The sequence below is a fragment of the Streptomyces sp. NPDC048211 genome, assembly GCF_043202315.1.
Taxonomy (GTDB): domain Bacteria; phylum Actinomycetota; class Actinomycetes; order Streptomycetales; family Streptomycetaceae; genus Streptomyces.
The window spans coordinates 230,194-251,063 of the sequence record NZ_JBIDAD010000010.1; the positions used below are offsets into that span (position 1 = coordinate 230,194).

Genomic DNA, 20,870 nt, shown 5'->3' on the forward strand with positions numbered 1-20,870 from the left:
GCACCGGCGTCCGGCGACGGAACGCCACACGATGCTAGGGCGTGTTGTGAAAGTCCCGTCCGGCTCGCGACGCCTGGCACGGCGCCTCGCCGCGTTGTCGGGGTCGCCCGAGTGCGTCCAGTACGCGGGCGGCCCTCCGCCTTACGATGCACCGCACCGGACGCCGCGAGCCCCGCCCTCCGGGCGGACGACGCTACTTTCAGAACACGCCCTGGAAGTCCCGGGGAGGGGCAGGGGCGGCAGGGGGCGCGCCCGGGAGGCGGGCGCCGCGCCGTGGGCCGGTCACGGTGCCGGGCCGCGCGGCGTGGGGCGCGGGCGTCGAAACCGGGCGCCACGGACCGGCCCGGACTCCCGGGCCCCGTACAGGACGAACAGCTCCCGGGTCCCGTATACGACGAAGGGCTCCCGGGTCCCGTACATGACGAAGGGCTCCCGGGCCCCGTACATGACGAAGGGCCGAACCGCTTGCGCGGATCGGCCCTTCGATCATTCAGGGTGAGTAACGGGACTCGAACCTGTTTTGTGACAGATTCTTGACCTGCGACGATTCCAAATACCCGGACATATGGGCCCAGTTCGATGCTGTTCGGTGTCACTGAGGACCACTGAATGCGCCTCGATTCCCGGCCCTGTTCCCATGGGAACACCCCTCGTGGCATGAGTAACAAATCCCGTGGCCGCAATACCCCGGACATGGCACCGCCCCCGCGGGGGCGGGGGCGGCGCCGGCCATCCCTGGTGCTCGCCTGGGGGGCAGAGCGGGGAGGCCGATCGGAATGGCGGTACGTGCCGCCACGGCCAGCTATATGCCCGTGGCGGTTGCACTCAACCGACTGTCACGGAACAGCGACCAATTGGGTACTGACTGGTGATCTTCGCAGTCAGAGCGTTTGTCGAGTGCCGAGCAGACGAACGCCCCTCCCGGACTGGGTCCACCATCAGCGCCGGGCGCTCGGCCACAGAATCGCCGAACGCAGACAGGAGCTCGGCCTGTCCCAGGACCAACTAGCCAGCCGCATCGGCATGGAACGGCGCAGCGTCCAGCGATACGAAGGTGGAAGCCGCGATCCCGCGTACGGGGACCTGCTGCTGCTCGCCCAGGCGCTCGAGGTGCCGCTGAAGATTCTCCTTCCGGAGTAGTGCACCACCGAGGTCATCGGTGCGGGCCCCTGCTGTGCGGCGCCGCATCGTCCACATTGCATGGTGGACTCCCATCGTCGGGGTGGTGCTCTACCCGCCCCGTGGTGGGCGGGGGGTCGGCGAGGCCGAGGCGGTCGGACCGGGTCCCCTGGAGCCAGATCAGATTGTCCAGGATCGCGTCCTGGTCCGTCCGTCGACGCTGGTAGGCGCTCACGCCTCCTCCTCGCACAGTGGATTGCTGGGGGCGGGGGTGACGCGGAGGAACGACGTGATGATCGCGCGGTAGCTGCGGTGGCCGGTGTTCCGGCCAGCGTGGCGCAGCGCCCAGTCCTCAGGCGGCGTGCGCTCCTCGTCCGCGTCGGACCGCTCCATGCAGGTGGTGCACTCGATCTCGTGCACAGGGCGCGATGCGCCGGGCTCCCGGTCCGGGCTGATCATCCAGTCTGCGAGGCGGATCACGGCGCGAGTCACTGGGCCACCACCGGTCGCGGACCCGCCGCGTCCTCCAGGGCCGCTCGTAACGTGGCTGCGTCAGTGATCCACTGGTCATCGCCGGGACAGACTCGCCAGTGCGGGCCCGGGCCCTGCGCGCGGCGGGCCGGAGGGATTACGACGTGCGAGCCCCGAGCCAGGACCCTGGTCCCAGGCACGTTCCAGGTGAGGGCCGCGCCGGTCTCGATGAAGAAGTACACGCAGGCCTCCTGTGGGTCCTCCAGGACTGCGCCCGCGCGAACGCCGAGAATGCGCACGGTGTCGTATCCCACGCTCCGGGGTACGCGGACCGCGTCCCACTCGTGGCCGGCGCCGTCGATGCGGCAGGACCCTACGGTCCGTGTGCTGGGTCTGGGCATCGGGTGCGCTCCTCGGGGGATCGTCCTGAACGATGCGCCAACATTCGCGCAGTGCTGTCCGTAATCCGAGGGCTTTTGGAGGACTCTTCGGGGCACTGAAGAGGACTTTCTGACGCCTCTTTGGGTGACGGCTGGCGTCAGTGAGGGCCTGCTGTGAAACTGGCGGGACCCGCTACTGGAGGACCAGCGTGCCGACAACGCCCAGCAACGTCCGTCTGAAGTCCGCTCGCCTTGCTGCTGGTTACCACTCTCAGCAGGCCCTCGCCGCAGCCCTTGGCGTCGGCGTTCGGCAGGTCCGCCGGTGGGAGACCGCCACTCCGCCATGGCCTCACCCTGAGCTCGGTCAGGCTCTCACTCGGCTACTCGGCCAGGACCTCGAGTCGCTCGGGTTCACCCCTCCGAGTGGCCGCGACCGAACCGACGGAGGGCGTCGCACCCTCGCGAGGTCCGCTGGCCTTGCCGCCGTTCCCTCGCAGACCGCCACTGCGATACAGCCGGCATCGGTCGCCGTCGACTTTGAGGCGGTTACCCGATCGCACCGACGTCTGTACTGGTCGGTCGCTCCCGCAACTCTGCACCCGGCAGTCATTGCGCACGCCACCCTCGGCTGCGCGCTTCTCCCGGAGACGGCCGGGCAGACCAGGCGGGCGATCGCAACGGCCCTGGCGGAGACGTGGCTGCTTGCCGGGCGCATTGAGTTCTTCGACATGCGGGAGGCCGACCGCGCGCAGCAGACGCTCCTCCGGGCGCTCCAGGCCGCGGGCGAGGCCGACGACCCGCTGATGGGTAGTGCGGTCCTCGCGCACATGGCGTTCGCTCCCGCCTGGGACGGTGCCCGGGAGGCAGCCGTAGAGCGGATGGTGGCAGCGCGGACCTACGCCCGACGCGGCCCTGCCTCTGCCGAGCACCTGGCGTGGCTCGACGCGGTCGAGGCCGAGTGCGAGACCCGCTGCGGCAACACCCGGACAGCGCTGAACCTACTCCGGCACGCCGAGGACATGCTCGCCGCAGGGGGCGAGCACGAGTCCCCAGAGTGGCTGACCTGGTTCTCTGCGGTGCGGCTAAGTGCGTTCAAGGGGAACACCGAACTGAAGGCAGGCCACATCCCTCAGGCGCGCACTACCCTGCTCGGGGTCCTGGACGCGCTCGACCAATCCGAGGAGAAGCAGGCGAGCGTCATCCTCGGTGATCTCGCCGCCGTGGAGGCCGCGGCCGGGGAGCCGGACGCGGCGTGCGGATACGCGGTCCGAGCGCTCGACCAACTGGAGCGGACCTGGTACGCCATGGGCATGGACCGTGTGCGGGAGGTGCGGCGCGCCCTGGCCCCGCACCAGCATGAGCAGTGCGTGCGGGACCTGGACGATCGGCTGTATGGCTGGTCGACGACCGTCAGCGCCCTCGCTCGTTGAACTTACTGATGGCCTCCGGCAGTTCGGCAAGCGACTCCACCCGGAACGTTGGCAGGTCGCGGGCCTCGGCAGTGTTCCACTGGATCGTCCCCCACGGCCCGCGGCGGATGAGCGCGGTCTGCATCCCAGCTGCGACGGCGGGGCGCAGGTCGTTGTCCACCCGGTCACCGACATACAGGATCTCGCCGGGCTCGTGCGGGACGACGTCGGCGACCCGGACGAAAAACTCTGGGTCCGGCTTCGAGGCCCCCCAGTCGTCCGACGTACCGATCAAGTCGACGTCGTCAGCGAACAGGGACCGCAGGATCCTGCCGGCGCGCACGGTCTGGTTGCCCGCGATGCCGAGCCACAGCCCATCGGCCCGCAGTTGCGTGAGGGAGGGGCGAACGTCGGCGTACAGGTCCGACTCGTCGAAGTGCTCGGGCTGTCTGGCCGCTGCCCGCCTTTCCCGCTCGGCGTACAGATCGAACCCCGGCTGGAACTCCTGGAATGTCTCTCGGTAGTCCCGACCTTGGGCGATGACGGCCCCGAACATGGCAACGAACGTGTGCCGTGGGACGCCGAGCCAGTCGGCCCATGTGCCGTACTCGCGGGTCTCGTCTACCAGGCACTCACCGACATCGAACACCACTGCGCGAATCATGAGCGGCATCCTAAGGGGCGCCGCAGTCCGGACGCAGAAGAGCGCCCCCTGCTGGCCCGCAGGCCAGACAGGGGGCGTGATCGTCAGAAGCGGCGGCGGTCGAGTAACGCGTATGCGGCTGGTGACGGAGTCGGGGTTGGGTTGGTGGGGGCAGTGTCGCGCCGGCACAGCAGCGCATCCGGATCATCTGGCGGCGGCTGCAGCGAGTACCCGTCCGGGCACGTCTGGCCATTCTTCCCGTTGGTGCCGTCCTTCCCAGCGGCGCCGTCCTTCCCAGCGGGGCCGGGAGGTCCCGCCGGGCCTGGCACGGTGGAGTTCTGGCCCGGTGGCCCTGCCGGACCGGGCACGGTGGAGTCCGCTCCGGCGCGGCCGTCCGCCCCGGACGGGCCTGGTACCGGAGTGGGCGTTGCTCCCGCAGCCCCCCGCTCGCCCTGCTCGCCCCGGGGCCCGGGCGGCCCGGGGATCGGCACGGGCACCTCGGCCCGTGCGGGCAAATCCTTGATCGCCTTGCCCGGGTCCGGTGCGACGGGCGTCCCGCCGCGGGCCTGGACCTGCGCGCGCAGGTTCCGTACGTCCGTGGCCAGCGTGGTGACGGCGGTGCCGCGCCGGTTGGCCTCGGCCGCCAGGTCGTCCGCGCGACGGTCCGCAGCACCGATCCGGAGCCACACGAGCACGACAGCACCGGACAGGACGAGCAGCGTGGCAGCGAGAGCGAAGGACCGCCACTGGCGGATCAGGACATCGGGCCGACGGTGCGTCACAGCGGGGTTCCTCCTAGCTCGGCGATGCGCGCGTGCAACCGGACGTTTTCGAGAGTGAGCTCAGAGATCTGCGCGAGCAGTTCGGCCTTGGCTGCGCGTTCGCCGGCGAGTTCTGCGTACGCCGCCGCTAGGCGCACCTCGTTCTCGGCTAGGTGCTGCTTGGCCTTGTCGCGCTCTTCCTGCAGGTTGTCGACCAGGGTCGAGTAGCCGCCGAGGACGGCTCCGGACTGGGAGGCACGGTTTTCGCCTCGCTTTCCGACGGCCGCCCCGACGGCTGCCGCGAGCCCAACGGCGATGGTTCCGACGGCGCCGAGCGTCGCAGCGTCCACGCTGTACCTCCGGTCGTGCAGATGGGACGGGTTGGGCTACGCGCGGCACATCACGGCAGCGGGGTTGCCCCGGTTCCGTAGGCCGCCGGGTCGACCGGCTCGAGGGCCTGGACCTTGGGGTAGGCCGGCGGCCGTGCCCATCCGAGGAACAGCCCGGCGAGGTTCTGCAGGAACGTGCCCTGCGCTCGCTCGCCCAGGAGCTCGAGGAGCCGGAACAGCAGGTAGTAGACGAGCGCGGCCGCGGTGGTCACGGCGCCGGTGACGGTCGCCGAGTCGATGTCGAGCCCGGCGCGGGCGAGCAGGGTGAGCAGGTATCCGGCGACGAGCGGCACCGCGGTGCGCATGAAGCTGACGAACAGACCAGCGGCCATGATCGGCCCCTTTCTGGTGGGTGGGCCCGGCCGCCGTGGTGGCGGCCGGGCAGGGGTGTCAGGCGGTGATGGTGAACCCGTGCGCCTTGCCGAGCGTGGTCAGCGTGGCCTGGCCGGGGATGCCGTCGGCCGCCTTTCCGCGGTAGCCGCGGCGCTGCTGGTAGAGCGCGTAGGCGCTGAGCGTGGCGGTTCCGGCGTGTCCGTCGGCGTAGTGCTTGGAGAGCAGGCCTTCGGCGACCAGGGCGTCCTCGACGTACTCGGTCGCGGCGTACGACACCGGGGTGCCGGCCTTCGGGGGGTCCGCCTTGAAGGCTTTGATCAGCTTGCTGAGGCTCACGACGCGCTTAGCTGTGGCCCCGGTCGGGAGCTTGAGTTTCTGCCCGGCTGTGATCTTGTTCGGGTCCTTGATCGCGTTCAGCTTGGCGAGGGCTGTAGTCGTCGTCTTGTGCGCCGTGGCGATCTCCGACAGGGAGTCGCCGTCCCGCACGGTGTACGTGCCCGTTCCTGCCGTCGGCGGGGCTGCCGCCTTGTACTTCGGTCGGCCGAATCCGGCGATGTCGTGGACGACCCGCACGCGGCGGGCGCAGACGTTCGATGTGTTGCCCTCGATCGTGTAGACGTACCGGTGGTCGGCGGAGACGTTCGTGACGATGCCGACGTGATCGATCGTGCCGATAGAGGACGAGCCGTCCCAGTCGAAGAAGATGATGTCGCCGCGCCGGATCCCGCTCGCCTTGATGCCGGTCGTCATCGCGGTCCACTGCCCGGCCTCTTTGAACCGTTGGGCGTGGGCGACGGTGTACGCGTAGTCGGTGCCGTGACAGACCGCGTCGTACTCGCCCGCATCGAGTGCGGCAACCGTGATGGTGGCGTCGCACCAGGCGAAGTTCCCGCCGTAGTCCGGGCCGTTGCGCTCCCGGTAGCGGCGCTGGATCTCGTTCGGCTCGCCGGTTCCTATCCAGCGCTCCATCTGCGCGATCATTCCGTCGACGCTCATGCGGACTCGCCCCCGTCCGCGGGTGCGTCGTCCTGGGCGACGGGCATGGCCGGCTCGTCGGTGGTGATCCCGTCGACGAACCCGGGGCCGACGTAGAAGCCGGCCATGTCCGGTGTGCCGTGCACTGCGGCGAGCAGCTCGGCCTCGTTGTCGACGGTCGGGCCGTTCCCGGTGCGGCGCAGGTGCTGTGCCTGCTCGTGCTGGTCCCCGAGGCGTTCGGGGATCGGTCGTTCGTCACCCATGGGTGAGCCTCCTGAGTGCGGGCATGCGAAACGCCCCGAGCCGGTCGGCGCGGGGCGTGGTCTGTGAGTGGTGCGGGTCAGGCGACGTAGGCGTACGCCAGGGGGGCTGCTCCGCCGCTGAAGGCGGCCGCGGTGAAGGCGCCGCCGGTGACGGTCGGGGGCCCGGTCTGGCCGCTGTTCGTCGGCCCGAGGCCGGGTGAGGTGCCGCTGACGGCGCTGACTGCGCCCTCGCCGATCAGGTTCGGGGGTGTCGTGCCGGTGACCATCACGCCGAGGTAGTGCAGCCCGGTGTACGTCGTCGTGAATGACGACGCACTGCCCGCCGTCGACTGCGCGATCGCGAGCGATTTCGCGGTGTTCGCAGCCCATGCCGCCGAGCCCTGGTCGGCGGTCCGGGCCAGGGCTACGCGGCTCGAGTCGTGCAGGGTGAACCAGCAGGCTGTCAGGCCCGTGGCGGCGTTGCTCCCGGAGACGAAGGCCAGGGCGCTGATGGCGAGTCCTGCGGGCAGCCAGATCGGCACGAGGTAGAGCACGCCGCTTGTCGGGGTGACCGCGCTGCCGCACCGCAGACGTGAGGTGGTCTCGTATCGGCCTGCGGGCCGCATCGCTGCCTCGAGGGCGGGCAGCGCGGTGAGATCGCTGTCGACGAGGTTGGAGCCGGGCAGTGCGGTCATGCCGCCTGGTCCAGTCGTCGGCGCCGCGGTGGAAACGCTGAGCGCGGTGGCCGCGGACCAGCCGTTGCCGGACAAGTCGTTGCCGTGGAGCAGGGCGCCGGTCGCGGTGGCGTCCAGGGTGATGCCCGCGGGCGTGGTTCCGGTGCCCTTGCGGACCTGGTTGGCTGCGACGGTTGCGCGAGTTGTCCCGGTGGACAGGCGGATCCCTGCCGATGTGGTGCGGGCGATCCGGTTGCCGGTGACGCTGCAGGAGTCGGAGCCGACCAGGACTATGCCGTAGTTGGCGGTGGTGCCGCCGATCGTGCACCCGGCGACAGTCGTTCCCGGGGAGTCGGAGACGTTGATCGCGTTCGACCCGGACGCGGTGACCGTGGACCCGTTGATCAGTGCGTCGGTGCACTGGTTGATGTAGATGCCGGTGGAGGCGGTGCGGTCGACGCTGTTTGCGACGACGCCGGGCCCCTTGCAGTACTCGACGTGGATGCCGTTGGCGCTGCCCGTGCCCCGGCCGTTGACGGTGTTGCCGGTGATGCGGACGCCGGAGTGCTGGGCGGTCGAGTAGCCGATGACGCGGATGCCCGAGTCGCTGACCGGCCCGTCGATGACGTTCCCGGAGATGACGATCTGGTCGGGAGTGAGGGAGTAGCCGGCGGTCGAGGGGTTGGGGACGGTGGCCACGATTGAGGCCTTGCCGGTGCCGGAGATGATGTTGTCGGCGATGACGACGTGCCGCCATCCGTACCCGTGCACGCCCTCCTGCAGGGTGCCCTCGACGGTGTTGCCCCGGACGATGATGTTGTCGTAGTACGTGCCGGACGCGGCCGTGTGTGACCCGACGAAGCGGCCGAAGACGCCGAGTCGGTCGGACGGGCCGCAGTAGCAGCCGCTGATCTTGATGTTCCGGGACGGGGTGCCGTCGAAGGCTCCAACGGCGCTGGCCCCGTTCACGGCGATATCGATCTGCACCGCCTCGGAAAACTGCCGGTTGGAGGTCGGGGACAGGTCTGCGAATCCCTCGAATCGGCAGTTGATCGCGCGGCCGCCGTCGCAGGAGTTGAACTCGAGGGCGTGCGCGGTCGCAGTGTTGCGGATGACCATGTCCCGGCACGTGATGTCACGGCAGTGGTTGAAGGACACCACGTCGTGCTCACCGCTGGTCTGCCCGGCCCCGGTGCCCGCGTTGCCGTCCCAGATGCCGCCCAGGACGGTGATGTGTGAGCGTCCGTCGTACCCGCTGAACACCTCGGCCGTCGAGGCGTAGTTGTGGAGCAGGCCGGTGTCACCGGTGGCTGTGATCGTTGCGCCGTACGCATAGATGACGGTGTGGTCGTAGGCGACCAGTGCCGATCCCACGGCGTACGTCCCGGACGGGATCAGGACGGTGCCGCCGCCCGCGTCCCTGGCAGCGTCCAGGGCGGCCTGGATCGGGGCGTAGTCGTTCGTGATGCCGTCCCGTGCGGCGCCGGTGACGACATGCCAGCTGGCCAGGCCGGCGCGGTCGAGGGCCTCGTCTGCTGTGGCCTGTGCGGCCTCGGCCGTGTCGCTGGCGGCGGCAGCAGCTGCCTGTGCTGCGGCGGCGGTGGCACTGGCGCCGGTGGCGGTGTCGAGAGCAGCTGGTGCGAGCTCGCGGGCTGCCTCGTACCAGGTGACGGGATTCCCTCCGGCGTCGAGGTACTGGTACTGGATCGCGCGGACGTCCACGACAGTAAACGTTCGGATCGCGCCGGGTGCGTTGCTGCCGGCCCCGTTCGAGGCGAGATGGGCGATGGGGGTGGTGCCGTCCGCCTCGTAGAGCGCGGTGACGGACTCGCCGGTCCCGGCCCGCAGGACGTTGACGGGGTAGGACAGAATCACGTCTCCGGCAGCGTCGGTGAGGACGGCGGCCGGGTTCCCGCCGAAGGTGTAGAGCGTCATGCCGAGGCGCCTTTCAGTCGAGCCAGTAGGAGCCGGAGATGTCGATCCAGGCCACACCGCCGCCGGATTCCTGGGTGCCGTCCTGCGAGTACCAGATGAGCGAGCCCGAGCCGCCGAGTGATGACGCCGAGGCATCGCCGAGCACCTCGAACCGGCCGACACCGGTCATCGGGTCGCCCTGCAGCGAGGCGCCGCCGGCGAACGAGCCGAACAGGGCGGGGCGGCAGTCGTCGGGCACGTCGCCGACCTTGACCCCCGCCATCGCGAACGTGGTCCCGTCTGCTCGCTGGATTCGCCCCCGCAGGGACACCTGCCGGCCGATCACCCGGGCCTGCGGTGTGAACTCGCCGGACTGGTAGCCCGAGGCGAGCGTGATGGGACGCCAGGCAGGCAGCGGCTGATAGATCGTCGCCCATACGTTCCCGTCCGCAGCAGAGGTCTTGATCCACAGAGAGCCGTCCTCCGCAGTGACCAGCGTGTGCAGCGGAGCCGCCGCAAAGGTTGTGTCGCGTTCCGCCTGGTTGGCCACGTGCTGAATGAGATGAGGATCAACGGCGTTGGCGAGCGCGGCCATTGCGGCCGGGCCGACCGGTGCGTCTCCCCCGTCGGGGACGGGCAGTGATGCGTAGCCGAGGGCGGCCATGGGGCTCCTTAGGTTGCGGCGAAGGTGATGCGCAGGGACCCGCCGGTGAAGGCGGCGTAGTCGGTCGAGCCGTTCGCGTAGATGGCCAGGCCGCGGGCGGTTCCGGCAGCAAGCGCGGTGCGCCAGGACGTGGGCAGGATCGCGGTGCCGCGGGCGCCGACGGACAGACGCAGGAGGTCCTCCGGGCCGACCCCCAGGGCCAGCTGCCCGGACGGCGGGGAGGTGTAGGAGTGCAGGTACAGGTGCATGGGGCGTTTGCCGTTGGCGCCGGATCCGCGGGCCCGGGTGAAAGTGACCGCCATCGATGAGACGGTCTTGCCCGCACACGCGGTCTGGATCTTCATGCCGTAGAACCAGCCGCCTCTGCGGTTGCCGCCGCCGGTCCAGTCACCCTGCATCGGGTTGGACGCGTAGTCGTCCGGCCGGCCGTTGCGCCAGGACCCGGAGGACGTCGCGGTGATGGTGACCGGGCTCGGGGCGCGGCTGGGCGGCGGGGGCGGTGGCGGGTCGGTTTCCGAGGCGAGCTGGTGGTAGTACTCCACTTTGCCCTGCTCGTTCTTGCGGACGTGCGTGGCGGCGACGGCCTGCCATCCGGTACCGAACGGTTCACCCGTGCCCCAGGCGACCGCCCGCACCACCTGGATTTCGGCGGCCGCGTCCAGGGCGAGCTCACGGATCTCGTCCTCGGTCTCTACCCCGGGGTCCTGGCCGAGTCGCCAGATGACGACGGGGCGGGCGCCGCGGGTGACCGCGACCCAGTCTCCGGCGGCCCGGTTGCGGTAGGAGTCGGCACACGGCACGTCCAGGATCAGTTCCTCACCGATCCGCAGGTTGACGCCCAGGTCAGTGACGCCGTCGACCTGCGCGGACCGGGTCTGCAGCCCGCCCGGTCCTCCGGGGCGGGCGAGCTGGGCGCCGAGCTCGGCGGCCGGATCGGTCATGACAGCCTCCTGGCGGTCGTGCGGGTGTTGCAGGACTGGGAGGCCGCGCCCAGGGCGTACGGGCAGGAGTCGATGATGTGGCGCTGCCACTCCCCGGGTCTCACCTCGACCTCGACGACGTCCCCCGCCTCGAGCGCCGGGTTGCCCGCAGTGGTGAAGGACAGCGAGGCCTGGATGCCGAGGCTGTCGGCGAGGCGGGCGCGGCCGACCTCGTAGCCCTGGCCCACGCTCGTGATGAGCGGTGAGGTGTAGCGGGCGGAGCGGATGCGTACCCCGGTCAGGCCCTGTCGCTGCGGGGCCAGGGGGTCGCCGACGGGATCGGGTCCGGCGTACGTCAGGCTGCCTGGGTCGTCGTCCCACACGTACAGCGGGCCGACAGCCGGGGCCCCGTCGCCGCCGTCGCCGGACACCGACCACAGATTGACCAGGCCCTCGGCGGACTCCTGCTCGGCTGGCTCGACCAGGGCCAGGCCGTACGGGATCCGCCAGACCACCGGGTCGGCGATGGTCGGGACCGGTGCGACCACGATGGTTCCGGAGGCGTCGGCGTAGACCTCAGCAGCGAGCGCGGCCGCGATGCCCGTGTCCACGCCCGAGGCGTCCGAGCCGCCGGACAGAGCCGCCCACCGGTCCTCGTCGACCACCCATGACGGCAGGGGCGTATCGGGGGTGACCCCGTCCCGCCACGACACCGGTACGCCGGGCAGTACCTCCCCGATGAGTGTCTGAGCGATGGCCCGGGCATTGTCCGGGCCGACCGTGCGCGGCGCCGGCAGCGGCGCCCCCCGGATCACTTCCTCCCGGCCCAGGAGTTCCACCTGCGCCCCGTGCCGGGTGCGGGTGAGTCGGTCCACGACGTACACCCCGGCCGGGATCCACTCCACGTCCATGCGCGGCCCCTGGATGCCCTGCCACAGGCGCACCTGTGTGATGACCGCGTTGACGCCGGACCGGCCCAGGGGCACGCCCAGCAGGTCGGCTGTGCCGGAGTACCGGCACTCCGCCGTACGGTCCGGCTTCACGTCCCCTGCGGCGACCCCGGCGGCCGCGGTCCAGGTGCGGCCGCCGTCGTTGGACCAGTCGGCGCGGATCGGCCGACGGGCCGCTCCGGTGACGGCGGCCAGGGCCTGGGCGGAGATCGGCAGCATCAGGTGATCCCGTTCGTGCTCAGCGATGCCCAGGTGCTGAACGAGGCGGCCACCGCGTCCCACGTGGCGAACCGCTCGGCGACGTCGTCCCACGACCAGCCCGGGATCCTCATCGGCGCACCTGTGGTGTCCGGGCGGGCCACCGGCTCCACTGCCCAGCTGAACTGATAGCCGCCCGAGGCGCCGAGACGTCCGGTGGAGAGCGGGCCTGTGATGTCCGCAGGTACGTGAAACGCGTCAGGCAGGGTGACGTACTCCGGGCGCGTCTGCAGGAGCAGCACACCAGACCGCAGCAGGCGGCGCACCCGGTCCACCGCGTCCGGGGGGACGTCGATGGTGAGGGTGTACGCCTCGGCGGCGTGCTCGTCGTAGGACACGACCCGGTACGGGGATCCGGGGACGGTGGCGACGTCTTGGCGGCCGGCAGCGGCAGGCTCGGGCTTCCCGACGATGACGGCGCGCAGCGACAGCGTGGGCTCGTCCAGGCTCTTGAGCCACACGTCCCGCAGCTCCCCGGGGACGGGTGCGGGCACGGTCACGGCCAGGGCCGAGGATGGGCCGGTCGTGCTGTCGGCGTAGACGGGAGTGGCCGTGTAGATCACGGCGACGCCCAGGGGCGCCTCGTGGTCGTACGCGGTCCCCACTGCGCCGATGGCCCAGGCCGGGTCCGCGGACCGTACTGGCAGGGGCGCGCGGCCGCCCGGGTCCTGGCGGACGATCCGTACCTGCCGAATGTTGCCGGCGTCCGCCAGGGCGGAGGCGTCGTACGACAGGACCACACCCGCCCACACCGGGTCGACGATCGCGGCGAGGTACCCGTCCGGGGACGTGACCCGGGCCGGTACCTCGATCAGCGGTGCGGCCGGGTCAACGATCATCGGCATGCGCTGTTACCTCCTCTTGGTGCCCGCGCGCGCTGTACGGCGGGCGGTCGTGAGCTTGGCGTCAACCCGCGTATCGAAATGCGCGGCCAGCTGTGTTCCGTCGTCCAGGACCAGGGCGATGGCGGCCCCGTCCAGCGAGGCCATCGGATCAGCCCCGGAGCGCTGCGAGGTGACGGGGACCAGTGCGGCCGCGGGCACTGCCGCGTCCCCGAGCCGCTCGGCCGCCGTGGCGACCGCCGGGCCCATCGCGGCCATACCGGCCACGACCCCGGCCCCGACATCGGCACCGGCCTGCGCGCCCTTGCGGCTGGGCGAGTGCGCGTCGATGCCCTTCTTCGAGCGGATGGCGGTGATCGCCCCGGCCCCGATCTTGGCCATCGAGTCCTGGATCGCCTTCTCCTGCGCGAGCAGCCCGGTCAGGAATCCCTTTCCGGCGGCCGCGCCCGCGTCGTACATCAGGTCGGCCATCGAGTTGCCGTAGGCCGTGCTGAGCTTCCCGCCCGACGCGATCAGCTGATTCAGCTGGGTGAGCTGGTTCTTACTGGACCCGGACACCAGGCCGGCCAGGTTGTTGCCGGCCTCCGGGCCCATCGCGATCAGCTGACTGATCAGGTCCTTCGATGCTCCCTTCTTCTGCGCCGTGGCCAGGCGCGTCTGGAACGACGTCAGGGTGTTCTGGCGGTCCGTGAGGCCCGTCAGGATGTCGCCGACCGAGGCGGCCTCACCGACGTTGGACAGGCCGAGGAAGTCCTGGACGCTCTTCGCTTGGTCGCTGGCGTACGCCTTCGCGGTAGTGATCTTGGAGGCGATGGCGTCGCGCTGCTTGGCCATGCTCTGCAGCCGGGTCGCGGTCTTCTGGACCGTGACGGCGAGCTTCGCTCCGGCGCCGCCGGCGTCCTTGAGGTCCTTCGCGAGCGCGGACGCCGCTTTGGAGATGGTGGCCGCGGTCTTGGTCAGGCTCGATCGGAACGCGGTCAGGTCCCCGGGAATCTCCCGGCCTGCCTTGGCCCTTCTCGCCCTGGTGCCGCTCGCGAACCCGCGCACCGGGCCGAGACCGGCCGCCATGCGCATGGACTCGGCGTTGGAGTAGACAACCTCCCCGCCCCGGAACTCCATGAGCTCGGGGCCGTTCTCACCGACCCAGGCGATCTCACCCGGGCGCGGAGACCCGCCGTTGGCGTACCCCTTGAACCCGTACCGGTCAGTGAACAGCGGGTCCATGTACGAGCGGGCCCGGGAGCCGACCACGACACCATCGCCGCCGCGGCTCTCGACGTTGACGCCGTTGATGGTGCCCGCCGTGTGGCCGACACCGGCATTGGTGACGCCGATCATGTAGGGGGACTTGGCGCCGCGGACCCAGCCGGGCGGGGCCTGCTCGCCGCTGAATGCGCCGGTCGCCCAACGGCGGTGAGGCTTCTGGCCGCGGATCACGGACTCGATCGCGGACACGAGCCCTGAACAGTCCCATGACGGGTCTCCGTTGCCGCCCCACTGGTAGGCCTTGCCCGCCTGCGTGCGGGCCCAGGCAAGTGCGCCCTTGAACCCCTTCCCTCCGATGCCGGCCTTCTCCAGCTCCCCATCGGCCTTGCCGGAGTACCCGATGATGTCCTTGATCATCTTCTTCGGGATGCCGGTGACCATGTCCTTGTACACCGACGCGGAGCCGCTGATCTTCTTGAGGAGCGGCTTCACGACCGAGTTGAGACCGGCCTCGGCTGAGGCCTTGACCCCGTCCTTAAGCCAGTCCACGCCGGACTTGGCGAGGTCGACACCCTTGGACGCGGTGTTCTTCACCCAGCCGAAAATCCCGCCCGTCGAGAATCCCTCGCCCCGGAACGAGGCGAGAGAGCGGCCCTGCATCGCAGCCCGGTTGACCGCGTGCAGGCGTGCCCGCTCGTACGGATCGCGCATCGCCTCGGAGACGTAGACACCCTCGCCGCGGCGCATCGGGACCAGCTGGTCGTCCCCATCGCGGAACGAGGACTGGCCGGGCAGCACGCCGCCGCGGGCGAAGCCCTTGAAGGCGGGCAGCTTCGGTGCACCGAACGCGCCGGCCACGGCGTTCCAGACGGGGCGAATGCCCTTGCCGTACACCTGGTTGATGATGAACTCGACGGGCGCCTTGGCGATGCCCTGCAGCTTGTCCCACTGCTTCTTGATCGCGTCCTTCGCCGTGCCGAACGCGTCACCCACGGCCTTGACGCCCTCGCGCGCCTTGTCGAACGCGGGCTTGAGCGCCTGGTTCCACAGCCAGGCCGCCTTGTCGCCGATCCACTGGAATACCGGCTTGGCGTAGGTGTTCCACAGCTCCTTGATCTTGCTGCCGAGCAGGCCCATTCCGATCTTGAAGAGCTCCCAGGCCGGTTTGATCCGCTGCTCCCACAGCCACACGGCCTTCTCCGCGATCCACCCGAACACCGGGGAGACGACGTTCTTCCACAGCCAGCTGGCGATCGCGCCGACGGTGCGGAACTGAATGACGATGTTGTCGAACGCGGGCTTGAGCGCGTGGTCCCACAGCCAGACAGCCTTGTCACCGATCCAGCCGAACACCGGGGACAGCACGGTCGACCACAGCCAGGAGGCAGTGGCTGCGAGGAGCTTGAGAATAATGATCATCGGCATGAGCGCCACCACCACAACGGCGGTGAGCAGGATTCGTGCCGCGGTGCCGATGAACCCGAACACCGGAGACAGCACCGTGCTCCACAGCCAGGAGGCGGCGCTGCCGACTGCCCGCAGGCCGGTCATGAATCCGTCGATGCCGGGTTTCAGGTATGACCAGAGCACCGCCCATCCGGCCTGGATCCCTGCCCAGGTTGCCTGCACGATGTTGCGGAACGTCTCGGACTTCTTGTAGGCGATGACCAGTGCGGCGCCGAGCGCCACCACACCGATGATGATCAGCGTGATGGGGTTGAGTGCCATGACGGCGTTGAACAGCGCCTGAGCGGCCGCCCAGGCCCGCGTTACCGTCATCACGCCGCGGACCGCAAGCGAGTACACGCCGAGGACGCCGAGGCTGACGCTGGTAGCGATCGCGTTTGCGGACATGGCCAGGGTCACGCCGCCGATGGCGATGGCCAGCGGTGCGAACCAGATGCCGTACTCCTTGACCCACCGGCCGCCGGCCATGAACGCGTCGCCGAGCGCTTTCACCGTCGGAACGACCTTGGTGTCTACGAACCCGCCGAACCGCTGGACGACCGGCAGAACATCGGCGTTCAGGTACCGGCCGAAGGTCACCAGGCGGGGCAGTACGTACTTTGCTGCTGCGTCGCCGAGCGCCATCAACGCCTTGCGCTTGAACCGCTCGAACGGGACGTCTGCGCTGCTCCGCAGATCGTCGCCGGCCTTCTTCGCCGCACCGCCCACGGCGCCGAGGTCGGCGACGGCCTTGGACGGATCCAGCTTGAAAAGGACGCCGGCCAGATCCTCGGCCTTGGTGCCGAACAAACCCACGCTCGCCGCGTTGCGGTCCACCGGGTCTTTCATGGTCCGCAGCTTGTCGAGAACCAGCTGCAGGCCGTCGGCCGCGCCCTTGCCGCCCTTGGCGAACTTGGCGGTGGACGTCTCGGCGTCCATGCCGAGGAGCTTGAACGCAGCCGCTGACGCTTTGGACCCGTCCGTGGTCCGGATCTGGAATTCCTTGAGGGCATCGGCGAGGACGTCGGTGTCACGCGCGCCGGCCTCCATGCCCTGGCTGAACAGGCCGAGCGTCGATTTCATGTTCAGGCCGAGAGCCCGAAAGATCGGGCTGTACTCGTTGAACGTGTCGGCCAGGTCATCGGCGCGCGGGCCCATGATCTGGAATCCGCGGAACATGGCGTCCAGGGCCTCGGTGCCGTCCTTGGCCAGCCCGTTTTTCACAGCCTGACCGGCAGCGTTGGCGGCCTGGCCCAGGTCGACCTCGAACAGAGTCGACAGATCCTGGACTTTCGTGCCGAGCGTGGCGAGCTGCTTGGTGGTGGCCTTCGGCGGGGCCAGGCCCGCGGACATGGTCGCCCGGATCGAGGCAGCGGCCTCGTCCACGGACTCGGTGACGGTGTCCCCGTACAGCTTCCCGGCTGCAGCCCCCGCCCGCTTCGCATCCGCAGCGGTCAGACTCAGTTGCGCCTTGAGCTTGCCGGTGGCCTTCTGCTTGTCCATCGACGTCTCGAGGCCCTTGACGACCAGTGCCCCGGCGGTCGCACCGACCGCCAGGGCACCGGCCAGCATCTTGACCTTCATGCCGGACATGAGGGACTCGCCGCCGGCCTGGCCCGCACGGTTGGTCGCGCGGGCAACCGGCTCACCGATCTCCCGGTCCAGCTGCTGCCCGAACCGCGACATGTTCGGCAGGACATCGACCCACACAGCACCCGCACGGGGCATGAGATCACCCCGTTTCTGTGTGCTACACCTGGTCGGCGTACTGCGGTGTCATCCGGCTGACGAGACGCCGGTAGCCCTCCCGGGCCTCGGACTGCGCCTTGGCTTCGGCCTTCGCCTTCTGCTTCGGCGACGGATCACCCGGCCGCGGTATGCGGTCCGGGTACTCCTGCTGCGGCGACTTCTCGGCCCGGTTCGCGTTGCGGAAATCGATCTCCATCCGGCCGACCCTGTCGAGGAGTTCAGCCAGCTGGTACTCGACCGTGCCCCACGGAGAGCCCGTGATCGCCCGGCCGAGAGCGCCCGTGGGAGGCAGGCCCTCGACCAGGACTCGCAGCTTGCGCAGCGTGATCTCCCCGCGCCAGTACTCGGCGATCGGATCGCGGCCGGTGTAGTGGTGCATCAGGTCGGCCTCGACGGCCTCGGGATGGTGCCCGAGGACGTCTAGGACCGTGTAGGGCGGCGCTTGATCTGCCCCTGCATGTCCTGCTGGACGGCCAGGAACAGCAGCCCGATATCGCCGTCCCCGTGGCCGGCCGCGGAGTACACCTCGTACTGGTCGGCGCCCAGGATGGCGATCGCCTTGTCCCTCGAGGACTCCGCCTCGTCGACCGCTTCCGTCCACGTGTCGTCCGCGAACAACGGGTGGGGGAAGGTGAGGACGTCACCCTTGTCGGTCTCGAACTCGACCTGGTCGCCGCCGACGGCCTCGGTGTACTGCGCCTTGACCTCGGACAGCTTGTAGCGCTTGCGGTTGGGCTTGCTCATGCTCTTCTGCTCTCGCTTCTGGGTGGCCGGTGGGTGAGCCGGTGGAGGCACCGCGGCGGCAGGGCTCACCCTGGGCCGCCGCCGCGGTGCCGGTTTGCGGGGGGAAGCGGTCACGCTCCGCCCTCGTCCTCAGGTGCGAGGCTGCGCCAGCCGGGTCCGTCGATCCACGTGATCACGTCGGTGCCGGCCGTCTCGTCGACGTAGGCCTGGTAGGTGACGCCGCGGGAGATCTCCGCAGTGCGGGTCCACTGCTCGTCCTCACGCCCGGAGCGCAGCGCGGACGGGAAGTACCGGCAGATGTACAGGGCTTCGCCGGTGGCCTTGTTGAGGTCCTCGGCGATGAACAGCAGGCGCCGGTAGCGGGTGGGGGGTACGAGCGGCCTCGACCACGTCCAGACCGCCGAGCCGATTGCAGGCAGAGCCCCGGTCCCGGACAGCGGCAGGTTGTCGTACAGGGCCACGGCTGCGGCGTTGGTCTCCTGCGGGACCCACTGCGCGGTCTGGATGTCCGTCTCGACGTCGGAGCGGGTCGGGCTGCTGGACTGCCCGGATTCGACATCGGACGTCGACAGGTCACCGCTGAACGTGACGCCGTCGGTGGTGGTGTAGCCGACCGGCACGTACCCGGCCGGGAGTTCCTGCAGGATCCCCCCGACGTCGAAGGGATTGGCCACGGCCGGGGCGGTGGTGTCCGCTGCGAAGATCGCGTATCGGAGGGCTTTGCGGATCAGCGAGGTGCGCAGATCCGCCATGGTGGTGAAATCGCCGGCAGCCACAGGGGGCCCCTTTCATGACGATGGCCCCGGGCGGACGCCGCGGGGCCGAGGATGGGTGGTCGGTCAGGAGGCCGCGCGCTCCCGCGTGGAGACCGCGTACGTGGCCACTGCGCGCCGTACCGCAGGGTTCCCGTACGGGATGAGGACGGGGCGCTCAGCGGTCGTTACGTCGTCGATGACGGCCGCCTGTCCGGGGACGTGGGTGGCGGCCAGTGCGTGCATGGCCTTGCGGGTCTGCTCGGCCAGGTCCCAGGTAGCCGCCCGGGTCGCGCCGAACGCCTGAACGTCGACGGTGGCGGTGTCGGTGACCTGGTCGTCGCCGCCGCCCGCGACCTGCACCCACACCAACGGCACGTGGGCTTCCAGCTTGTCGGGCAGTTCGTCGGTCACCCGCACCCCGGGCAGCAGAGGACCGATGCCGCTCATCACGGCCAGTTCGATATCCGCCCACATCACGTCACCCCGTCAATACGGGTGTGCGCGGCCCGGCCCAGGACGCGGCGCCTGGGCGTGGACGACGTTCCGTGTTCGTGGTCAGTGGCGTCCTCCCGGTCGGCGACCACCGCGGCGGTCGGCCGGCCCCGGGGGCGGATCTCCTCAACCACCTCGATCGAGGCGGCGAACTCCTCGAGGCCCTCTGATCGGGCGATGGACCGGGCCAACGGCGCGATGCGGTCAGCCTCGGCCTTGAGCGCCCCGCGTACGGGCTCGGAGCGCATGACCTCGGGCAGGCACCTGGGATCGAACTCGAATCGGATGCCGCTCATCCGGTCACCACCTTCAGGAATGCCTCGGTGTGGTCCATCAGCCCCCCGAACGACCCGAACACTCCGGGCTCTCCGTCGACCTCGTACAGCACGCCGCGGAACCGGACTCGAGAGATCGGAGTCAGGCCCAGGTCCGAGGGCCCTGCCAGGCGCCACCGGGTGACGACCTGGACCCGGTCGTCGGTGGCCTCGGTGCTTGAGACGGGCTGCATGTTGCAGTGATCGACGTCGTGCTCCTGGTCCTCGTAGACGTCGTGCCCGCGGTCGTCCTCACCGATCAGCACGCGAGTGATGACCGTGATGGTGTCCCGCCGCAGCGGATTGTCGATCGTCACGCGTCATCCCCCCGGTTGAGGCGGTGCGCCTCCACCGCGGCCTGCCACTGCGAGGTGATGCCGACCGCCGCCGTTGCCGCGAACGAGACGGATTCGGTGCCGGTGGTGATCTGCTGGATCGCCGGGTCCAGCCGGTAGATCGCACGGGCCTGGTCGATGACCGCCTCGGCGGCCTCCTCCGGGACGGGGTCGTGCCCGTGGTCGTACGTGACGGTGATCTCGGCCCAGTCCGGCCAGCACCCGTCCGGGTGCAGCAGCACACCCGCACGTCGTTTTGCCCGCACTCCCTCGAGCGGCTGCCCATCGACCAGGACCGCACCGAGCTGAACGATCGGTGCGGCCGGCAGTTGGAGTACGGCTCGGCCGGACCCGTCGAGGTGCACGGTGTCCTCGGTGACCAGCGATACGGGGTGGCGGACCGCGCCGCGAAACCGCCGGGTGGCAGCTCGCAGCGCGGCCAGCAGCCGCAGGTCATCGGCCGGGATCTTCAGGAAAACGGCGAGCTCGGCCGGATCGGCGAGATACGGCTCAGGCCCCGCCACCGGGACCGCCTGCCGCGCGCTGCCGGGCCTCGGCCAGGAACTCGTCCCGACGTTCGACCAGCCCCTTACGCGGGTCCTTGGCCCCCGCCTCGGCGTCCAGGATCCGGGCCGTCTCCTGCTCGTCAGCCTCGGCCAGGTGCGCGATGACCTGCAGCACGGTGTGCTCGCCCGGATCGAACGCGTCCGGGTCGGCGGGCGGCTCCTTCTCCTGGGTGCGCGGGTCCGCGTGCGCGGCCGTGAGCGGGGATGCCTGCCCGCCTGCGGGCGGTGCCGTGCGCGCCCGGTAGCGGGATGCTTCATCCGCCCGTACGCGGATTCCGTCGATGGTGATCATCTTGTGTTCGGGCATGTCGTGAGCTCC

The 20,870-nt window shown here is 70.1% G+C and carries 24 protein-coding genes; 2 read left to right on the forward strand and 22 right to left on the reverse strand.

Translation table 11 applies throughout. From position 1 onward, the window contains the following. Window positions 1-897 precede the first annotated feature (897 nt). Entirely contained in the window at window positions 898-1,140 is a 243-nt protein-coding gene (locus ACGFZA_RS31620) for a helix-turn-helix domain-containing protein (RefSeq protein WP_393683592.1), read from the forward strand. Window positions 1,141-1,350: 210 nt separating this feature from the next. Here ACGFZA_RS31620 and ACGFZA_RS31625 read toward each other — a convergent pair whose 3' ends face one another. Continuing rightward, a complete protein-coding gene (locus ACGFZA_RS31625; RefSeq protein ID WP_393683594.1) occupies window positions 1,351-1,599 on the reverse strand; it encodes a hypothetical protein in 249 nt (82 codons plus the stop codon). An 8-nt stretch (window positions 1,600-1,607) separates the two neighbouring features. Continuing rightward, a complete protein-coding gene (locus tag ACGFZA_RS31630; protein ID WP_393683596.1) occupies window positions 1,608-1,991 on the reverse strand; it encodes a hypothetical protein in 384 nt (127 codons plus the stop codon). 188 nt (window positions 1,992-2,179) lie between these two features. Here ACGFZA_RS31630 and ACGFZA_RS31635 point away from each other — a divergent pair, with 188 nt between their 5' ends. Next, window positions 2,180-3,400, forward strand: a complete 1,221-nt coding sequence (locus ACGFZA_RS31635) for a helix-turn-helix transcriptional regulator (RefSeq protein WP_393683598.1) — start codon at window positions 2,180-2,182, stop codon at window positions 3,398-3,400. On the opposite strand, the gene ACGFZA_RS31640 is transcribed toward ACGFZA_RS31635, so the two are convergent. From ACGFZA_RS31640 to ACGFZA_RS31735, 20 genes are all read right to left on the reverse strand, one after another. Further along, window positions 3,381-4,043 (reverse strand): HAD family hydrolase, encoded by a 663-nt coding sequence (locus ACGFZA_RS31640; protein ID WP_393683600.1) that lies wholly within the window; start codon window positions 4,041-4,043, stop codon window positions 3,381-3,383. The two genes, ACGFZA_RS31635 and ACGFZA_RS31640, sit on opposite strands and share 20 nt — an antisense overlap. An 83-nt stretch (window positions 4,044-4,126) precedes the next feature. Then, window positions 4,127-4,804: a collagen-like protein gene (locus ACGFZA_RS31645; protein WP_393683602.1), complete on the reverse strand. Its 678-nt coding sequence runs from the start codon at window positions 4,802-4,804 to the stop codon at window positions 4,127-4,129. After that, on the reverse strand, window positions 4,801-5,133 hold the full coding sequence (locus ACGFZA_RS31650) for a hypothetical protein (protein WP_393683604.1): 333 nt from the start codon (window positions 5,131-5,133) through the stop codon (window positions 4,801-4,803). The genes ACGFZA_RS31645 and ACGFZA_RS31650 overlap by 4 nt, the downstream gene beginning before the upstream one ends. A gap of 50 nt (window positions 5,134-5,183) precedes the next feature. Continuing rightward, complete coding sequence (locus ACGFZA_RS31655; protein WP_393683605.1) at window positions 5,184-5,504, reverse strand: hypothetical protein; 321 nt, start codon at window positions 5,502-5,504, stop codon at window positions 5,184-5,186. A gap of 58 nt (window positions 5,505-5,562) precedes the next feature. Beyond that, window positions 5,563-6,501 (reverse strand): LysM peptidoglycan-binding domain-containing protein, encoded by a 939-nt coding sequence (locus ACGFZA_RS31660; protein WP_393683607.1) that lies wholly within the window; start codon window positions 6,499-6,501, stop codon window positions 5,563-5,565. Beyond that, on the reverse strand, window positions 6,498-6,743 hold the full coding sequence (locus ACGFZA_RS31665; RefSeq protein WP_393683609.1) for a hypothetical protein: 246 nt from the start codon (window positions 6,741-6,743) through the stop codon (window positions 6,498-6,500). Before ACGFZA_RS31665 ends, ACGFZA_RS31660 begins: the two co-directional genes overlap by 4 nt. Window positions 6,744-6,820: 77 nt before the next feature. Continuing rightward, on the reverse strand, window positions 6,821-9,331 hold the full coding sequence (locus ACGFZA_RS31670; RefSeq protein WP_393683610.1) for a right-handed parallel beta-helix repeat-containing protein: 2,511 nt from the start codon (window positions 9,329-9,331) through the stop codon (window positions 6,821-6,823). A gap of 13 nt (window positions 9,332-9,344) precedes the next feature. Further along, on the reverse strand, window positions 9,345-9,974 hold the full coding sequence (locus tag ACGFZA_RS31675; RefSeq protein WP_393683612.1) for a hypothetical protein: 630 nt from the start codon (window positions 9,972-9,974) through the stop codon (window positions 9,345-9,347). Between the two features lie 8 nt (window positions 9,975-9,982). Continuing rightward, complete coding sequence (locus tag ACGFZA_RS31680; protein WP_393683614.1) at window positions 9,983-10,915, reverse strand: hypothetical protein; 933 nt, start codon at window positions 10,913-10,915, stop codon at window positions 9,983-9,985. Beyond that, on the reverse strand, window positions 10,912-12,063 hold the full coding sequence (locus tag ACGFZA_RS31685; protein ID WP_393683616.1) for a phage tail protein: 1,152 nt from the start codon (window positions 12,061-12,063) through the stop codon (window positions 10,912-10,914). The genes ACGFZA_RS31680 and ACGFZA_RS31685 overlap by 4 nt, the downstream gene beginning before the upstream one ends. Beyond that, window positions 12,063-12,947: a hypothetical protein gene (locus tag ACGFZA_RS31690; protein ID WP_393683618.1), complete on the reverse strand. Its 885-nt coding sequence runs from the start codon at window positions 12,945-12,947 to the stop codon at window positions 12,063-12,065. Before ACGFZA_RS31690 ends, ACGFZA_RS31685 begins: the two co-directional genes overlap by 1 nt. A gap of 6 nt (window positions 12,948-12,953) precedes the next feature. After that, a complete protein-coding gene (locus ACGFZA_RS31695; RefSeq protein ID WP_393683620.1) occupies window positions 12,954-17,282 on the reverse strand; it encodes a phage tail tape measure protein in 4,329 nt (1,442 codons plus the stop codon). A 64-nt stretch (window positions 17,283-17,346) separates the two neighbouring features. Further along, a complete protein-coding gene (locus tag ACGFZA_RS31700) occupies window positions 17,347-17,724 on the reverse strand; it encodes a hypothetical protein (RefSeq protein WP_393683622.1) in 378 nt (125 codons plus the stop codon). Between the two features lie 41 nt (window positions 17,725-17,765). Next, window positions 17,766-18,089 carry a hypothetical protein gene (locus ACGFZA_RS31705; protein WP_393683624.1) on the reverse strand — a complete coding sequence of 108 codons (324 nt, stop codon included), beginning with the start codon at window positions 18,087-18,089 and terminating at the stop codon, window positions 17,766-17,768. A 110-nt stretch (window positions 18,090-18,199) separates the two neighbouring features. Continuing rightward, window positions 18,200-18,865, reverse strand: coding sequence for a phage tail protein (locus ACGFZA_RS31710; protein WP_393683626.1), 666 nt, complete (start codon window positions 18,863-18,865; stop codon window positions 18,200-18,202). 63 nt (window positions 18,866-18,928) lie between these two features. Then, entirely contained in the window at window positions 18,929-19,318 is a 390-nt protein-coding gene (locus ACGFZA_RS31715; protein WP_393683628.1) for a hypothetical protein, read from the reverse strand. Next, window positions 19,318-19,632 carry a hypothetical protein gene (locus tag ACGFZA_RS31720; RefSeq protein WP_393683630.1) on the reverse strand — a complete coding sequence of 105 codons (315 nt, stop codon included), beginning with the start codon at window positions 19,630-19,632 and terminating at the stop codon, window positions 19,318-19,320. The genes ACGFZA_RS31715 and ACGFZA_RS31720 overlap by 1 nt, the downstream gene beginning before the upstream one ends. Next, window positions 19,629-19,967, reverse strand: a complete 339-nt coding sequence (locus ACGFZA_RS31725) for a hypothetical protein (RefSeq protein WP_393683631.1) — start codon at window positions 19,965-19,967, stop codon at window positions 19,629-19,631. The genes ACGFZA_RS31720 and ACGFZA_RS31725 overlap by 4 nt, the downstream gene beginning before the upstream one ends. Continuing rightward, window positions 19,964-20,509: a mobile element protein gene (locus tag ACGFZA_RS31730; protein ID WP_393683633.1), complete on the reverse strand. Its 546-nt coding sequence runs from the start codon at window positions 20,507-20,509 to the stop codon at window positions 19,964-19,966. Before ACGFZA_RS31730 ends, ACGFZA_RS31725 begins: the two co-directional genes overlap by 4 nt. Beyond that, the gene (locus tag ACGFZA_RS31735; protein ID WP_393683635.1) at window positions 20,496-20,858 is read right to left on the reverse strand and encodes a hypothetical protein; all 363 of its coding nucleotides are present in this window, start codon (window positions 20,856-20,858) and stop codon (window positions 20,496-20,498) included. The genes ACGFZA_RS31730 and ACGFZA_RS31735 overlap by 14 nt, the downstream gene beginning before the upstream one ends. Between the last annotated feature and the right edge of the window lie 12 nt (window positions 20,859-20,870).

Coding starts and splice junctions, on each gene's coding strand:
- ACGFZA_RS31630 (WP_393683596.1), bottom strand. CDS start 1,991: ATGCCCAGACCCAGCACACGGACCGTAGGGTCCTGCCGCATCGACGGC.
- ACGFZA_RS31640 (WP_393683600.1), bottom strand. CDS start 4,043: ATGATTCGCGCAGTGGTGTTCGATGTCGGTGAGTGCCTGGTAGACGAG.
- ACGFZA_RS31655 (WP_393683605.1), bottom strand. CDS start 5,504: ATGGCCGCTGGTCTGTTCGTCAGCTTCATGCGCACCGCGGTGCCGCTC.
- ACGFZA_RS31660 (WP_393683607.1), bottom strand. CDS start 6,501: ATGAGCGTCGACGGAATGATCGCGCAGATGGAGCGCTGGATAGGAACC.
- ACGFZA_RS31665 (WP_393683609.1), bottom strand. CDS start 6,743: ATGGGTGACGAACGACCGATCCCCGAACGCCTCGGGGACCAGCACGAG.
- ACGFZA_RS31670 (WP_393683610.1), bottom strand. CDS start 9,331: ATGACGCTCTACACCTTCGGCGGGAACCCGGCCGCCGTCCTCACCGAC.
- ACGFZA_RS31675 (WP_393683612.1), bottom strand. CDS start 9,974: ATGGCCGCCCTCGGCTACGCATCACTGCCCGTCCCCGACGGGGGAGAC.
- ACGFZA_RS31680 (WP_393683614.1), bottom strand. CDS start 10,915: ATGACCGATCCGGCCGCCGAGCTCGGCGCCCAGCTCGCCCGCCCCGGA.
- ACGFZA_RS31685 (WP_393683616.1), bottom strand. CDS start 12,063: ATGCTGCCGATCTCCGCCCAGGCCCTGGCCGCCGTCACCGGAGCGGCC.
- ACGFZA_RS31690 (WP_393683618.1), bottom strand. CDS start 12,947: ATGCCGATGATCGTTGACCCGGCCGCACCGCTGATCGAGGTACCGGCC.
- ACGFZA_RS31695 (WP_393683620.1), bottom strand. CDS start 17,282: ATGTCGCGGTTCGGGCAGCAGCTGGACCGGGAGATCGGTGAGCCGGTT.
- ACGFZA_RS31700 (WP_393683622.1), bottom strand. CDS start 17,724: ATGCACCACTACACCGGCCGCGATCCGATCGCCGAGTACTGGCGCGGG.
- ACGFZA_RS31705 (WP_393683624.1), bottom strand. CDS start 18,089: ATGAGCAAGCCCAACCGCAAGCGCTACAAGCTGTCCGAGGTCAAGGCG.
- ACGFZA_RS31715 (WP_393683628.1), bottom strand. CDS start 19,318: ATGTGGGCGGATATCGAACTGGCCGTGATGAGCGGCATCGGTCCTCTG.
- ACGFZA_RS31720 (WP_393683630.1), bottom strand. CDS start 19,632: ATGAGCGGCATCCGATTCGAGTTCGATCCCAGGTGCCTGCCCGAGGTC.
- ACGFZA_RS31735 (WP_393683635.1), bottom strand. CDS start 20,858: ATGCCCGAACACAAGATGATCACCATCGACGGAATCCGCGTACGGGCG.